This is a genomic window from Shewanella frigidimarina, assembly GCF_003797125.1.
GTDB lineage: Bacteria > Pseudomonadota > Gammaproteobacteria > Enterobacterales > Shewanellaceae > Shewanella > Shewanella frigidimarina.
Window position 1 is genome coordinate 40,652 of the sequence record NZ_RKKE01000010.1, and the last position, 15,264, is coordinate 55,915.

A 15,264-nucleotide genomic window follows, 5' to 3' on the forward strand; every position below is an offset into this window, starting at 1 on the left:
GCTATTATAGATCAAGGTGGATCGGTTAATAAAGCTGGATTTGCTTGAATTTTGCAATTAATGGATCGATTTTGATCTTCGCTGATCTCAGATATATACACAGAATGATCCCGCTGGGGATAATTCTTCTTTAAAGGATAGCGATCATTGTGATCTCCCTATAGAATACACCTCCTTTGATTAAAGATATTTGGGGATAAATAAGTGGCGGTTTCACTTTGGCAACAATGTATCGGCAGACTGCAAGACGAGTTATCAGCACAGCAGTTCAGTATGTGGATCCGTCCGTTACAGGCTGAAATGGATGGTGATACTTTGGTTTTGTATGCGCCAAATCGTTTTGTGCTGGATTGGGTACGCGATAAATACATCAATATCATTAATCAATTTTTTACTGAACAAATGGGCAGTAATGCACCTAAGTTACGTTTTGATATTGGTAGCCGTCCTTCAGCTCGTCCGGTTGCGCCAGCTCCTGTAGCGGCTAAACCTGTTAATCGCCAAACTAAAGCCCAGGTAGGAACCACGTCCTTTAATACCCAGGCTGAACCGATTATTAACCCTAATCACCGCAGCAATATTAATCCTACTTACCAATTTGATAACTTCGTTGAAGGTAAATCGAACCAGTTAGGCAAAGCAGCGGCATTGCAAGTTTCTGAAAATCCTGGTGGTGCTTATAATCCGTTATTTTTATATGGCGGCACTGGTTTAGGTAAAACTCACCTTTTACACGCGGTTGGTAATGGCATTATTAAAAATAATCCCAATGCCAAAGTGGTGTATATGCATTCTGAGCGTTTTGTTCAGGACATGGTAAAAGCGCTGCAAAATAACGCGATCGAAGAATTTAAACGTTATTACCGTAGTGTCGATGCGCTATTTATTGATGACATTCAATTTTTTGCCAATAAAGATCGTTCACAAGAAGAGTTTTTCCATACCTTTAATGCATTGTTAGAAGGTAATCATCAAATTATTTTAACCTCAGACCGTTATCCAAAAGAGATCGACGGGGTAGAGGATCGCTTAAAATCACGCTTTGGTTGGGGCTTAACGGTTGCTATTGAGCCACCTGAATTAGAAACCCGCGTAGCGATTTTAATGCGCAAAGCACAAGAGAGTGGAATAAACCTACCTGATGAAGTGGCATTCTTTATTGCCAAGCGTTTACGTTCAAACGTACGTGAATTAGAAGGTGCACTAAACCGCGTGATTGCTAATGCTAACTTTACTGGCCGTCCAATCACTATCGACTTTGTGCGTGAAGCATTAAGAGATCTCTTGGCACTGCAAGAAAAATTAGTCACTATAGATAATATTCAGAAGACTGTTGCTGAATACTACAAAATAAAAATGGCAGATATGCTGTCTAAACGCCGTTCTCGCAGTGTGGCAAGGCCTAGGCAAGTGGCAATGGCGCTATCTAAAGAACTTACTAACCAAAGTTTACCGGAAATTGGTGATGCTTTTGGTGGTCGTGACCATACGACAGTATTGCATGCTTGTCGTAAAATCGCCCAACTGCGCGAAGAAAGTCATGATATTAAAGAAGATTATGCTAACTTGATTAGAACTTTGTCTTCTTAATTCAGGGAATGTAGACACGATGAAATTTTCAATTGATAGGGACGCCCTATTAAAGCCGTTGCAGCTAGTGTGCGGCGCGGTAGAACGCAGACACAACTTACCTATTTTAGCCAACTTATTAGTTGAAGTTAGTGAGTCATCACTTAAGCTAACGGGCACTGATTTAGAGGTTGAGTTGGTGGGCCAAGCGGCTATTCATGGTGACATTGATATCGGTCGTACGACGGTTCCTGCTAAAAAGCTACTGGATATTGTTAAGTCATTACCAGAGCAGAGCGAATTAAAGGTCGAACAACAAGATAATAAATGGTTGTTGCGTTCAGGTCGCAGCCGTTTTTCATTGGCAACATTACCCGCCGAAGATTATCCCAACGTTGAAGAATTCCAAGCGGATATCGAATTTAGCTTAAAGCAAGGCGTGTTGAAGTCGATTATTGATTCAACTCAGTTTTCAATGGCTAACCAAGATGTCCGTTATTATCTCAACGGTTTGTTATTTGAAACGGAAGGCAATGTATTACGTGCTATTGCTACCGACGGACATCGTTTAGCCTTAAGCCATCGTACGCTTGATGTTTCATTACCTGAAAAGCAAGTGATTGTGCCTCGTAAAGGGGTGGTTGAAATGGCGCGCTTGCTCGACAGTGATGATCAGGACATTACCATTGCCATTGGTGATAATGCCATTAGAGCAATTACCAGTTCTGCAGTATTTACCAGTAAGCTTGTTGATGGCCGTTTCCCTGATTACCGCCGTGTGTTACCTAAGGGTGGCAACAAAGTGGTTATCGCCAGTCGCAATCAACTAAAACAAGCGTTAACTCGTGCTTCTATCCTATCGAATGAAAAATTCCGTGGAGTACGTATTCAGCTTGAAACTGGTTTATTGAAAATTACTGCCAATAATCCTGAGCAAGAAGAAGCAGAAGAGATTATTGATGTTGAATATGACTCTGACAATCTAGAAATTGGTTTTAATGTTAGTTACCTGCTTGATGTATTAAACAACTTAGCCAGTGATGAAGTGCGAATTACTTTAATTGATGGTAATTCCAGTGCCTTGATTGAGAACCACAAAGAAGAAGATTCTATGTATGTGGTGATGCCAATGCGCCTGTAATGCGTTATTGTGTTATTGCTATATCAAAGGTGCTGCAAAGCACCTTCTTTGTCTCTAGCGTTTTATTGGGTTATCACAATAGGTCTTCATGAGTTTATCACGCATTAACATTGGTTCATTTCGTAATATTACCTCTGCTTCATTACAGCCTTGTGATGGCTTAAATTTGATTTACGGTCAAAATGGCAGTGGCAAAACCAGTATTCTTGAAGCTATTTACTTCTTGGGAATGGGGCGTTCGTTTCGCAGCCATTTATCCCAACGTGTGATCAATAATGATGATGATAAACTCACCTTATTTGCACATTTAATTGATGCAGATAGAGATTGTAAAATTGGCTTACGTCGTCATCGAAGTGGTGAGATCGAAGTAAAAATTGATGGCGAGAAAGTGAAGCGTTTATCAACCCTGGCCGAAACATTACCCATCCAAGTTATTACTCCCGAAAGTTTTTCTTTATTGTTCGAGGGACCTAAAGCCCGCCGTCAATTTATCGATTGGGGTGCATTTCATTCTGATCCACATTTCTATCAAGCTTGGGTGAATACTCGAAAGGTATTAAAGCAACGAAACCAATTACTTAGAAATCAATCTTCCTATAGCCAAATACAGTTTTGGGATAAGGAGTTGGTGCGGTATGCTGAACAGGTTACCGATATACGAAATCAATATGTAGACTCGTTAAATGTGCTACTAAAGGGTATAATCGGAGTGTTTTTACCTCAGATTGATATTAAGGTTTCTTTTACTCGAGGATGGGACAGTAAAACGGATTTTGCCCAATTACTTGAAAACCAATATTCAAGAGATTTAGCCGCTGGAAATACGGGCAGCGGCCCCCACAAAGCAGATTTACGTTTGCGAGTGGGTAATTTGCCAGCGCAGGATGCGTTGTCCCGTGGACAATTAAAATTATTAGTCTGTGCACTGCGTATTGCACAGGGAAAGTTGCTCAAACAACAACTAGATAAAAATAGTATTTATCTAGTCGACGATTTACCGTCGGAGTTGGATGCACAGCATAGGCAGCTATTGCTACAGCAGTTAACCGAAACCGGTGCACAAATTTTTGTCACTGCGATCGATCCGCAAGCAATAGTCGATTCGTTATCTAGCCCTCCAAACAGGATGTTTCATGTGGAACAAGGGCTGGTAACGGTTATTGAATAACAACGAGAGATAAATATGTCAGAGAATAGTTACGATTCTTCGAGTATCAAGGTATTAAAAGGCCTTGATGCAGTCCGTAAGAGACCTGGTATGTACATTGGTGATACTGATGATGGCACAGGTCTTCATCACATGGTATTCGAAGTGGTCGATAACTCTATCGATGAAGCTTTAGCAGGCCATTGTAGTGATATCACCATTAGCATTCATTCAGATGGTTCAGTCTCAGTAAAAGACGATGGTCGTGGTATTCCTGTTTCGATACATGAAGAAGAGGGGATATCTGCCGCAGAAGTTATTATGACCGTACTTCATGCTGGCGGTAAGTTTGATGATAACTCTTACAAAGTCTCTGGTGGTCTGCACGGTGTGGGTGTATCGGTAGTTAACGCGTTATCGCAAAAACTGCAGTTAACCATTCGTAGAGCAGGTAAAGTCTATGAGCAGTTTTATACTCATGGTGTACCCGATGCGCCTATCAAAGAAATTGGTGATGCGGTTAAAACCGGTACCGAACTCCGCTTCTGGCCAAGTAGTGACACGTTTACTAATGTTGAATTTCATTTTGAAATTTTAGCCAAACGCGTACGCGAACTATCATTTTTGAACTCTGGTGTAGGCATTCGTTTAGTTGACGAGCGCGACGGTAAAGATGAATTCTTTAAGTATGAAGGCGGTATTAGTGCTTTTGTTGATTACTTAAACCGTAACAAAACGCCGATTAACAAAGATGTTTTCCATTTTTCTCATGAACGCGAAGACGGTATCACCGTTGAAGTTGCTATGCAGTGGAACGATGGTTATCAAGAGAATATTTTTTGTTTTACCAATAACATCCCACAACGCGACGGTGGTACTCACTTAGCCGGTTTCCGTGGTGCATTAACACGTAACTTGAATAACTACATGGAACGTGAAGGGTTTAACAAAAAAGGTAAGACTAGTGCCACTGGTGATGATGCGCGTGAAGGCTTGACCGCGGTTATTTCAGTAAAAGTACCTGATCCAAAGTTTAGCTCGCAAACTAAAGACAAACTTGTGTCTAGTGAAGTGAAAAGCGCGGTTGAACAAACAATGGGTGAGCAGTTAAATGATTACCTATTAGAAAACCCAGCCGATGCTAAATTAATTGTTGGTAAAATTGTTGATGCTGCACGTGCTCGTGAAGCGGCGCGTAAAGCGCGTGAAATGACACGTCGTAAAGGCGCGCTAGATTTAGGTGGTTTGCCAGGTAAATTAGCTGATTGCCAAGAGAAAGATCCTGGTCTTTCTGAAATATATATAGTGGAAGGAGACTCTGCTGGTGGATCTGCCAAGCAGGGACGTAACCGTAAAAACCAAGCGATTCTTCCGCTAAAAGGTAAGATCTTAAACGTAGAAAAAGCGCGCTTTGATAAGATGTTATCTTCACAGGAAGTGGCAACGTTGATTACTGCATTAGGTTGTGGCATTGGCCGCGATGAATATAATCCAGATAAGACTCGTTATCACAACATCATCATCATGACCGATGCTGACGTCGACGGCTCACACATTCGTACTTTGCTGTTGACCTTCTTCTTCCGTCAAATGCCTGAATTGATCCAGCGTGGCTATATTTATATTGCTCAACCACCACTTTTCAAAGTGAAAAAAGGTAAGCAAGAACAGTATTTGAAAGATGAGCCAGCATTGACTGAGTATTTAACCACTCAAGCTCTTGATGGCACCAATATTTATCCAAGCCCAGGTGCTTTTGGTATGTCTGGTGAGCCATTAGAGCGTTTAGTGGCACAGTATCGTGAAGTTGAGCGCATTATTAAGCGCCTAGAAAAACGTTACCCGACCAACCTACTTGACCGTATGTTGTATCACCCTGAAGTGACTGCCGCAGTGTTAAGTGATGAAGCGCAAATGACCGAATGGTGTAATGGCTTCATTGCAGATTTAGTTGAACGTGAAAGTAGCGGTATTATTTTTACTGCCAATGTAATGCTTGACCCTGAGCGCAAGGTTTACACCCCTAGCGTGACAATCCGTAAGCACGGTATCGATACTAACTATCTATTTGGTTATGACTTCTTCACTTCATCTGATTACCAGCGTATCGCTAAGTTAGGCGCGGCATTAGAGGGTATGATTGAAGAAGGTGGTTATGTACAACGTGGTGAGCGTGTTAAAGAAGTTGAAAGCTTCTTAGAAGCATTAGATTGGACTATTAGTGAAGCGAAACGCGGCCTGTACATACAACGTTATAAAGGATTGGGCGAAATGAACCCTGAACAATTGTGGGAAACTACAATGGATCCGGAATCACGTCGTATGTTACGCGTTACTATTGAAGATGCGGTAGCTGCTGATCAGCTATTCACATGTTTGATGGGTGACCAAGTTGAGCCGCGTCGTGAGTTTATTGAAACTAACGCGCTTAATGTGGCCAACTTAGACGTATAACATAAGTTTTGTGTAAAAATGGGTGCCTTTGGCACCCATTTTTGTTTTTAGTGCTATGGTTATAATCGTATTTACTTAACACTTCATAAGGCTATTTATAGTGGTTATTGGTTTCTTTAAAAAATTGTTTAATGTTCGTGACCGCAATGAACAGGCTAAATTCACTGGCGTTACCACCGCAGAAAAACGTCAACAAGCTAAACCACAGACTCCTGTACCTGCAATTGAGGTTACGGAGCATCAAGCTGTTGAATCACAATTAGATCTATCGGCTTTATTTTATAGTTTATTGTTTGCAACTCCATCCACTACGACCACAGGTATTGCCAATAACCTTGAACGTAGTGTAATGCAAAATATTGAACAGGCATTAAGCTCACCGCAGTCGATTGCAGAAAACGTATTAAAGCTTCCCAGTAAAATACTCGAGCTTGATAAAAAACTTGGCGACGACAATATTGAAACCCAAGAGTTAATACTACTTATTGAGCAAGACCCTTTGTTGTGTGTTGAAGTGCTCAAGTTATGTAACTCGCCCGCTTTTAAACGAGCGGATACCGATGTTAGCAGTATTCAACAAGCGTTAGTACAAGTGGGCAGGCAACAATTAAGGCAATTTATTACCGCGTGTTTAGCCCGTGAGTTAATCGATATAAAGCCAATTTACTTTAGACGCTTTGGGGCTGAAATCTGGCGTCATTCTATGCAAGTGGCTTTTTTGGCTAGCGAGTTAGCGAGCAACGAGCAACGTGACAGTGCTTTTCTATTAGGCTTACTGCATGATGTGGGTAAAATTGCGATTTTTAAAATGCTGGTGGACGCTTTTTATCAAGCAGAACCAGGAGAGCAACCCAATTCAATACTTTTTAAGCAGGTGATGACCACAAAATCGTTAACCTTAAGTGCATTGTTAGCGCGCAGTTGGCAACTCTCACAACACTTTGAAACACCGTTAACGTTATTGGCCAATACTAATATTAAACCAACTGATGGCATGACACTGCTTATTTGGAAAGCCAATATTATTAGTGAATGTTCAATGCTGTTACAAGTCGACAAATTGCCTCAACCAGCACTAGCGGTATTGTTAGCTCAGGTAGAGTGTAGTGAAGAAGATTTTATAGAATTACATCAAAAGCTTATCCAGTTTTAAATTGTTTTCAATGCGGGTAAGGTCTGTCTCAATCCTTTATAGCCCCAAGTTGTGGCTGATACTCTTAAGCTATAAAAAAGTAAGTCATAAAAAAAGCGCCTTACGGCGCTTTTATCTCAACTGCAGCTAATTTACATTATTGCAGCAACGAAATGTCTGCAACGTGCAAGAACTGCTCACGAAGATTGGTTAATAACGCTAAGCGGTTATTTTTCAATGCTTCATCATCTGCCATTACCATCACATCTTCAAAGAACTGATCGACATTTTCGCGTAAGTCAGCCAATAGCGTTAATGCTTGTTGGTAATTGCCATCAGCAAACAGTGGAGCTAACTGTGGTTGTAACTGTACAAGCTTATCAGCTAACGCTTTCTCTGCTGGTTCTGTTAATAGAGCTGAATTGATGGTTGCGGGTAATTCGCCTTCAACTTTAGCCAATATATTAGAAACACGCTTATTTGCCGCTGCTAGCGCTGTAGAAGCTTCTAAGCCACGGAAATGTGATACAGCTTTAACACGACTGTCAAAATCAGCAGGTTTTGTTGGACGACGAGCCAGTACAGCTAAAATAACATCAACTTGAATGCCTTTATCTTGGTACCAAGCTCGGAAACGTGCGAGAAGGAATTCAAGCACATCATCACTTGTATTGGTGTTAGTAATATTGGGCGCATGCAAAGCTTGTGCTTTAGCAATTAACTCAACTAAGTCGAGTGGCAGTTTGTTTTCTACAATAACGCGCAAAATACCAATGGCCGCACGGCGAAGTGCAAATGGGTCCGCTGCACCTTTTGGTGCTTGGCCAATGCCAAAAATACCCACTAGCGTATCTAACTTTTCAGCTAGTGCAACCGCACACGATACTGTAGCCGTTGGTACTGTATCACCAGAAAATTTAGGTTTGTACTGTTCTTCAAGTGCAATAGCAACAGCTTCTGTTTCGCCATCTAGGCGGGCGTAATGCATGCCCATAGTGCCTTGAGTATCAGTAAATTCCATTACCATGTTGCTCATTAGGTCTGTTTTAGACAATAAACCGGCACGGCTAGCATCTACATTGCTGGTCTCAACACCGTTGTTGTTCATTTGCGTCGCAATGAAACCTGCTAACTCAGAAATACGTTCAACACGCGCTTTTAACGTACCAAGTTGTTTTTGGAATACAACCGTTTCTAAACTGGCAATACGAGATTCAAGTGTGTTCTTTTTATCGGTATTAAAGAAGAACTCAGCATCCGCTAAACGTGGGCGAACTACTTTTTCGTTACCTGAAATAATCTGTTGTGGATCTTTAGATTCAATGTTGGTGACAAAGATAAAGTTAGGCAGTAATTTGCCGGCTTTATCAAATACTGGGAAGTATTTTTGGTCACCTTTCATGGTGTAAACCAACGCTTCAGAAGGTACGTTTAAAAACTTTTCTTCAAAGCTTGCTGTTAACACTATTGGCCATTCAACTAGAGAAGCGACTTCTTCAAGTAGGCTATCTTGGATATCGGCAATACCACCTAATTTAGATGCTGCTGCTTTAGCATCAGCTTTGATTAGCGATTTACGTAATTCATAATCTGCTAGAACTTTACCTTGCTCTTTTAGCGCGGCTAAATAATTGTCAGCATGATCCAGCTCAAAGCTGGCTTTACCCATAAAGCGGTGGCCACGAATAATGCGGTCAGATTTAATACCAAGTAATTCACCAGTAACTAATTCGCTACCTAATAACATTGTCACGGTGTGAACCGGGCGAATAAACTGAGTTTTGTTGTTACCCCAACGCATTGGCTTAGGGATTGGTAACTTATCGAGTGCGCGCTGTGCCATGTCAGCTATTAAGCTTTTGGTTTCAACGCCAACCACTTTAGCTTGATGGACTAACCATTCACCTTTATCGGTGACTAATCGCTCTGCTTGCTCAACCGTAATACCGTTACCACGAGCCCAGCCTTGTGCTGCTTTAGTTGGGTTACCGTCAGCATCAAATGCTGAGCTAACCGCGGGGCCGCGTTTTTCAACGACTTTATCAGCTTGTGCTAATGCTAGACCCAACACATTAATCGCTAAGCGGCGAGGGGCGGCATACCAAACTGCAGATTCATAAGGTAAATCAGCTTTAGTTAATTCATCTGTAAAGCTCGTTAAAAATGATTCAGCTAACGTGCGCAGCGCTTTTGGTGGTAATTCTTCGGTACCAACTTCAATGAGTAAGTTTTCAAAATTCATTCGTTACCTCTACTTACACATTGGGAAGCCAAGAGCTTCACGTGCTTGATAATAAGATTCTGCAACACCTTTTGCCATAGTTCGAACGCGAAGGATATAACGCTGACGTTCAGTGACTGATATAGCATGGCGAGCATCAAGTAAGTTAAAAGCGTGTGATGCTTTCATTACTTGCTCGTAAGCAGGTAGTGGTAATGGCTTTTCTAGTGATAGTAAGTGCATGCACATTTTTTCACATTGATCGAATAGGGTGAACATAAAATCGACATCGGCATGTTCGAAGTTATAGGTAGACTGTTCTACTTCGTTCTGATGGAAAATGTCACCATAAGTGACACGACCAAGTGGTCCGTCAGTCCAAACAAGATCATATACGCTATCAACTTCTTGAATGTACATGGCTAAACGCTCAAGCCCGTAAGTGATTTCACCTGTAACAGGGCTACATTCAATTCCGCCAACTTGTTGGAAGTAGGTGAACTGAGTAACTTCCATACCATTAAGCCAAATTTCCCAGCCTAAACCCCAAGCACCTAATGTTGGCGACTCCCAGTTGTCTTCAACAAAACGAATGTCATGTACTTTGGTGTCGATGCCAAGCGCTTCAAGTGAGCCTAAGTAAAGCTCTTGAATGTTATCTGGAGATGGCTTTAGCACTACTTGAAATTGGTAGTAATGTTGCAGGCGGTTTGGGTTTTCACCATAACGTCCATCAGTAGGACGGCGAGACGGTTGCACGTATGCACTGCTCATTGGCTCAGGGCCTAATGAACGTAAGAACGTCTGCGGGTGGAAAGTACCAGCGCCAACTTCCATATCTAGAGGTTGAACAATTGCGCAACCTTGCTGCGCCCAATATTCCTGAAGGGTTAGGATGAAACCCTGAAATGTCTTTACGTCGTGTTTCGTCGTCATGTCTACTACTGTCAGGCTATTAATAGAAAATGTTAATGATTATACCTTGTAGAGCAAGGCAGATGTAGGTTATTTTTTAACGTACTAATAAAAACGTTAATGGAACCATACCATGCAAGTTAACCGATGTGGCTGGGTAAGTGAAGACCCTTTATATCAGCATTACCACGATACAGTATGGGGACGTCCAGAGTTCGATGCCAAACAGCTTTTTGCTAAGTTGTGTCTTGATGGTCAACAAGCTGGATTATCTTGGATTACGATTCTTAAAAAGCAACAAAACTACCAGCAACTGTTTGCTAATTTTGAGCCGAGTATTATTGCACAGTACGATCAAGCTAAAGTGGAAGCGTTAATGCTAGAACCGGGTATTGTACGCAATCGTCTTAAAATAAACTCGATCATCAGAAATGCTAAAGCTTATTTAGCCTTTGTTGAGCAGGGTGATGATTTCTCTAAGTTTTTATGGGGATTTGTTGGTGGTGAACCGAGAGCAAACAACTTCAGTTCATCAAGCCAAGTTCCTGCACAAACGGCAGAATCTGAAGCTATGTCTAAGGCATTAAAAAAGCTTGGTTTTAATTTTGTTGGCCCAACAATTTGTTATGCTTTTATGCAAGCGGTTGGAATGGTAAACGATCATACGACAGATTGTCATTGTCACGGTCAGTATTGATTTTATTAAAAGTATAAAAAAGGGTGTTCCACGTGGAACACCCTTTTTATTGTCTTACTTAATTGTTAGATTTTTTCAAAGAAAAATGGCTTACGTTTATGTTTATCACCATTTAGCTGATTCATGGTTTCTGAATTAAATAACTTACCATTGACCATGGTGTAAGTGACTTTATCAGTCGTTCTTATATCAGCTAATGGATCGCCATCAATCACTATTAAGTCCGCTAATTTACCAACTTTAATAGAACCCAGTTGATGATCCATACCGAAGGTGACGGCAGGGTTAATAGTCGCTGTTTTTAATACTTCCATATTACTCATACCGCCTTGAGCAAACATCCACATCTCCCAATGTGCAGCCAATCCTTCTCGTTGACCGTGAGCACCAATATTGGGTTTAACGCCAATGTTGTTTAACTCATTTGCTACACGGGCAACATTAAAATGGTTGTAATGTTCGTCTGGCGCGGTCGTGCGGCGCATTGAACGGGCATCAAGAATATCATGCGGAACATACATGCTTAGGCGAGGGTGAGCCCAAACATCAGTTTTGTCATACCAGTAATGCTCGCCAGAAATTCCACCATATGCGACAACTAAGGTCGGTGTGTAGTGAACTTCAGTTTGGCTCCAAAATTGTTTGATGTCATTATAAATAGAAGCCGCTGGCAACGAATGTTCTACGGTGGTGTGACCATCCGCTATCATAGACAAATTGTGCTGCAGTAAACTGCCACCTTCAGGGACTACCATCATTTCGAGTTCTCGTGCAGCAGCAATTATCTGCTGTCGCTGATCTCGACGTGGCTGGTTGTAACTCTTAACACTAAACGCACCGACTTTTTTAAGACGCTCTAAGTGAAACTTTGCATCATCAAGTGAATCTACATGCGAGGTATAACCTGGTAAGTTGGCGCCGTATAAAATAGTCCCTGTTGAGAAAATACGTGGTCCAACAATATTGCCTGCTTTTTGTTGTTCGGAAGCAGCAAAAATTTCGGTTGTGTCATTCGATGGATCATGAATAGATGTTACTCCAAGTGATAAGCCAGAATATAAGGCCCAGTTTTGCTGTGGAATAATTTCATCATCTGCTTGGCCGCCATGTGCATGGGCATCAAATATGCCAGGCATAATGGTTTTACCGCTAATATCGATGACTTGAGCATTTTTAGGAATAATCGTATTGGCATCACCAACGCTGATAATTTTATTGTCTTTAACGATAACAACGCCATTATCAATAACCTGATCATTCTCCATAGTGATCACTTTACCGCCAGTAAACACAACTGTTCCACGTGGAACATCGGCCTTATCTTTAAAGCCAATAGAGGTTATTTTAGGATCGACCTTGGTTTCAGATTTTGTATATTGAGTGTCGACATCGGCTTGGTATAAATCAGGGCCCAATGTCCAATACAGTTGGTTATTTTTACCGTTCCAGCTAATGCTTTCGCCGGCACGAGCACTTAGTTGGGTAATGGGTAAGTTGCTTGCTTTAGGTCCAATAGCAATGGTTTCGCCGTGTTTCGCAAAAGGAGTGACGTACACTCTAAAGCGCTCTGCAAAAGCTAGGTGCTCACCGTTTGGTGATAAACGAAACTCGGTAGCGTGGTCGCTGGTGTAATGGGTTCGTTTTTCAAAACCGTTCATACCGATTGATGCAAACTCTGGGGTCTCCCCAGAATCCATAAAGTAAACACGATCTGAGTCGTTACCAAATTGTGGTTGATGGCCACTGGCAGTTAGTTTAGTGCTTTGCTTTCCTTTGATATCGACTTTATATAAACCCGGTTCTTGTGACCAAGTTCGTGGTGTCATGTATCCACCGCGAGCTTTTCGATAAACAATATATTCGCCATCAGGCGAAAAAGTTGGCTCTACATATTTGCCAGGCTCGTTGGTTAACACCTTGGCTTTACCACCTCTGGCGCTAACAACACTGACGGTGCCTTGCTGTTGATCATTCCATGTAGTGAACACGATGTCTTTACCGTCACGTGACCACTGTGGGAATAGCTCATTGATGTCATCATCTAAACGGGTTAATCGTTTATGTTTTCCGTCTTTAATATCACGAACCCAAATTTTACCTAAGGCTTCAAATACCACTTTTTCGCCATCTGGTGATACTTGTGCCATACGCAGAATTTTTACATCAAATTCATCTTTATCTAAGTTTTGAGTAAAGCGGACCGATGGCTGAATATCTCTTTGAGTGCTAACACTGAATGGAATGTCTGTTACTTGTTTACTGTCGACATCAAGTTTATTGATTTTACCTTTAGCCCAAAATACGATGTGCTTATTGTCTTTGGTCCACGACATTGTTGGATATACACCGTGAATAGCCCATGTTTCTTGCATGTCACGATCGAGTTTGTCATACAGCTTGGTTTCTTCACCAGACTTTAAGTCTAGGGAATATAAGGTCGACTGAAATCCATCGCGTTTGATGTAGGCAAGGGTTTTGCCATCAGGACTAGGTGTCGGTCTAATTGCTCCACCGGTGCCCTCAATCAATACTTCAATATCGCCTGTTTGGGTGTCATAACGCTTAATCTTATAAATGCCTTTCACAGAATCTTTTGAGTAATGAAAGGTCTTGCCTGGGGTCGCATCTTGGCTAAAGTAGATATAGCGTCCATCTGGCGAGTAGGCCGGTTCACCCAAATCTTTTTGTTCGTTAGGGCGCTCCGTTAGTTTAACGCCTTCGCCACCTGCAACGTGAAACATCCACACTTCACCCGCTCCGAGGCTGCGGGTGCCGGTAAAATGTTTACGTGCTACTAGGTATTGTGAATCAGGACTCCAGGCCGGGCTGTTGAGTAAACGAAATGTTTCGGTAGTGATAGGGTGTGGATTGGTACCGTCGGCATTCATTATCCAGATATTGTCGCCACCATCTTCATCAGAGGTGAAAGCTATATACTTCCCGTCTGGGCTATATACTGGCTGCATTTGCCAAGCTATACCTTGTGCCAGTGGTTTAGCTTGTCCTCCTGCTATCGGTATTTGATAAATATCACCTAATAAATCAAATACAATGTGTTCACCATCAGGTGATACATTGACGTTCATCCATGTACCTTCGGTAACATTGATATCTATTTTACTTAATGGCGCATTTTCAGGAGCATTTACATGCCATTTTACTTTGTCATCTTCGGCATAAGCAAAACCAGAAATACCAAGGGTCAGTGCTATTGCGGTGTAAAGTGGGGTGAGTTTTTGAGTCAACATAGAGTAGATTATCCGTTGTCGTTTTTATTTTCAGTGGATTTAATCAAGCCTATACTCATTTAGTTCATATCATTTGGCATGATTAGATGACCTGAAGAGTATTTGGCTTTACTGCGTTTGTCGGTTTGAATGGTTCCTTTATCGCATAAATTACCGATAAGGTGTACAACAAATCTGTATCAATTAATGACAGACATTAACACGTTTGTTTGTTATTTATTAACAAACAACGAGTGCTATAGTGATAGATTTTAATATGAAAGGCTTAAACGAAAATGATTTATCGGTTTTACTAATCTATGTTTACCGAGTCATCTGGTTGTATTAACCCAGCTTGAATTACGCGGCAGGTGACTCCGCCACGCCATTCGGGGGTTAGTGCTTGCTCTAGTCCTGAATGTGCTTGTTGCATTTTTTTACACGGATCAGTTTCGCCTGTAATTTGTAATTTAAGTTCAGCGCCGATCGAGATTATTTTGCCAACATCTGCAGCGCTAAATTCATAGCCGCTGATCAATAAATTCGCTCTTCGAGTTAACCAGTCTAAATCGGCATTAATTTGTTGGCAGACTGTTTGCCACTGCTGTTTTGACATTACAGTAACTTGACGTTTTCCTGGTCTGCCAAAAATATCATTTTCGACACCTCGTTCTAAGGTCACATTGGCACAAAAGGCTGGCTTCATTATGCCGCGCTTCGCTGTTTTATATGCGATAGCTTCCAATGTGATGGTCATT

The 15,264-nt window shown here is 41.6% G+C and carries 10 protein-coding genes; 6 read left to right on the plus strand and 4 right to left on the minus strand.

Annotation, left to right across the window (positions count from 1 at the left end; all coding sequences use genetic code 11):
• Nucleotides 1-204: 204 nt before the first annotated feature.
• The 5 genes from dnaA to EGC86_RS19540 all read left to right on the plus strand — a co-directional run bounded on the left by dnaA (nt 205) and on the right by EGC86_RS19540 (nt 7,467).
• A complete protein-coding gene (dnaA, locus tag EGC86_RS19520; RefSeq protein ID WP_011635493.1) occupies nt 205-1,590 on the plus strand; it encodes a chromosomal replication initiator protein DnaA in 1,386 nt (461 codons plus the stop codon).
• A gap of 19 nt (nt 1,591-1,609) precedes the next feature.
• Nucleotides 1,610-2,710 carry a DNA polymerase III subunit beta gene (gene dnaN, locus EGC86_RS19525; RefSeq protein WP_011635494.1) on the plus strand — a complete coding sequence of 367 codons (1,101 nt, stop codon included), beginning with the start codon at nt 1,610-1,612 and terminating at the stop codon, nt 2,708-2,710.
• Between the two features lie 88 nt (nt 2,711-2,798).
• Nucleotides 2,799-3,881, plus strand: coding sequence for a DNA replication/repair protein RecF (recF, locus tag EGC86_RS19530; RefSeq protein WP_059746106.1), 1,083 nt, complete (start codon nt 2,799-2,801; stop codon nt 3,879-3,881).
• 15 nt (nt 3,882-3,896) lie between these two features.
• Nucleotides 3,897-6,314, plus strand: coding sequence for a DNA topoisomerase (ATP-hydrolyzing) subunit B (gene gyrB, locus EGC86_RS19535; RefSeq protein ID WP_123778730.1), 2,418 nt, complete (start codon nt 3,897-3,899; stop codon nt 6,312-6,314).
• Nucleotides 6,315-6,414: 100 nt separating this feature from the next.
• Nucleotides 6,415-7,467, plus strand: coding sequence for an HDOD domain-containing protein (locus EGC86_RS19540; protein ID WP_123778732.1), 1,053 nt, complete (start codon nt 6,415-6,417; stop codon nt 7,465-7,467).
• A 136-nt stretch (nt 7,468-7,603) separates the two neighbouring features.
• Here the strand turns inward: EGC86_RS19540 and glyS are convergent, their stop codons facing one another.
• Both glyS and glyQ read right to left on the minus strand, forming a co-directional pair.
• Entirely contained in the window at nt 7,604-9,688 is a 2,085-nt protein-coding gene (gene glyS, locus EGC86_RS19545; RefSeq protein ID WP_123778734.1) for a glycine--tRNA ligase subunit beta, read from the minus strand.
• Nucleotides 9,689-9,697: 9 nt separating this feature from the next.
• The gene (gene glyQ / locus EGC86_RS19550) at nt 9,698-10,603 is read right to left on the minus strand and encodes a glycine--tRNA ligase subunit alpha (RefSeq protein WP_011635499.1); all 906 of its coding nucleotides are present in this window, start codon (nt 10,601-10,603) and stop codon (nt 9,698-9,700) included.
• 112 nt (nt 10,604-10,715) lie between these two features.
• On the opposite strand from glyQ, the gene EGC86_RS19555 reads away from it, so the two are divergent.
• The gene (locus EGC86_RS19555; protein WP_011635500.1) at nt 10,716-11,279 is read left to right on the plus strand and encodes a DNA-3-methyladenine glycosylase I; all 564 of its coding nucleotides are present in this window, start codon (nt 10,716-10,718) and stop codon (nt 11,277-11,279) included.
• A 65-nt stretch (nt 11,280-11,344) separates the two neighbouring features.
• On the opposite strand, the gene EGC86_RS19560 is transcribed toward EGC86_RS19555, so the two are convergent.
• Nucleotides 11,345-14,527 (minus strand): amidohydrolase family protein, encoded by a 3,183-nt coding sequence (locus EGC86_RS19560; protein WP_123778736.1) that lies wholly within the window; start codon nt 14,525-14,527, stop codon nt 11,345-11,347.
• Nucleotides 14,528-14,819: 292 nt separating this feature from the next.
• On the minus strand, nt 14,820-15,263 hold the full coding sequence (locus tag EGC86_RS19565; protein ID WP_123778737.1) for an MOSC domain-containing protein: 444 nt from the start codon (nt 15,261-15,263) through the stop codon (nt 14,820-14,822).
• Nucleotide 15,264 lies beyond the last annotated feature (1 nt).

Bases quoted from the DNA above. Each gene is read 5' to 3' on its own strand.
- dnaN (WP_011635494.1), top strand. From the start codon at position 1,610: ATGAAATTTTCAATTGATAGGGACGCCCTATTAAAGCCGTTGCAGCTA.
- recF (WP_059746106.1), top strand. From the start codon at position 2,799: ATGAGTTTATCACGCATTAACATTGGTTCATTTCGTAATATTACCTCT.
- gyrB (WP_123778730.1), top strand. From the start codon at position 3,897: ATGTCAGAGAATAGTTACGATTCTTCGAGTATCAAGGTATTAAAAGGC.
- glyS (WP_123778734.1), bottom strand. From the start codon at position 9,688: ATGAATTTTGAAAACTTACTCATTGAAGTTGGTACCGAAGAATTACCA.
- glyQ (WP_011635499.1), bottom strand. From the start codon at position 10,603: ATGACGACGAAACACGACGTAAAGACATTTCAGGGTTTCATCCTAACC.
- EGC86_RS19555 (WP_011635500.1), top strand. From the start codon at position 10,716: ATGCAAGTTAACCGATGTGGCTGGGTAAGTGAAGACCCTTTATATCAG.
- EGC86_RS19560 (WP_123778736.1), bottom strand. From the start codon at position 14,527: ATGTTGACTCAAAAACTCACCCCACTTTACACCGCAATAGCACTGACC.
- EGC86_RS19565 (WP_123778737.1), bottom strand. From the start codon at position 15,263: ATGACCATCACATTGGAAGCTATCGCATATAAAACAGCGAAGCGCGGC.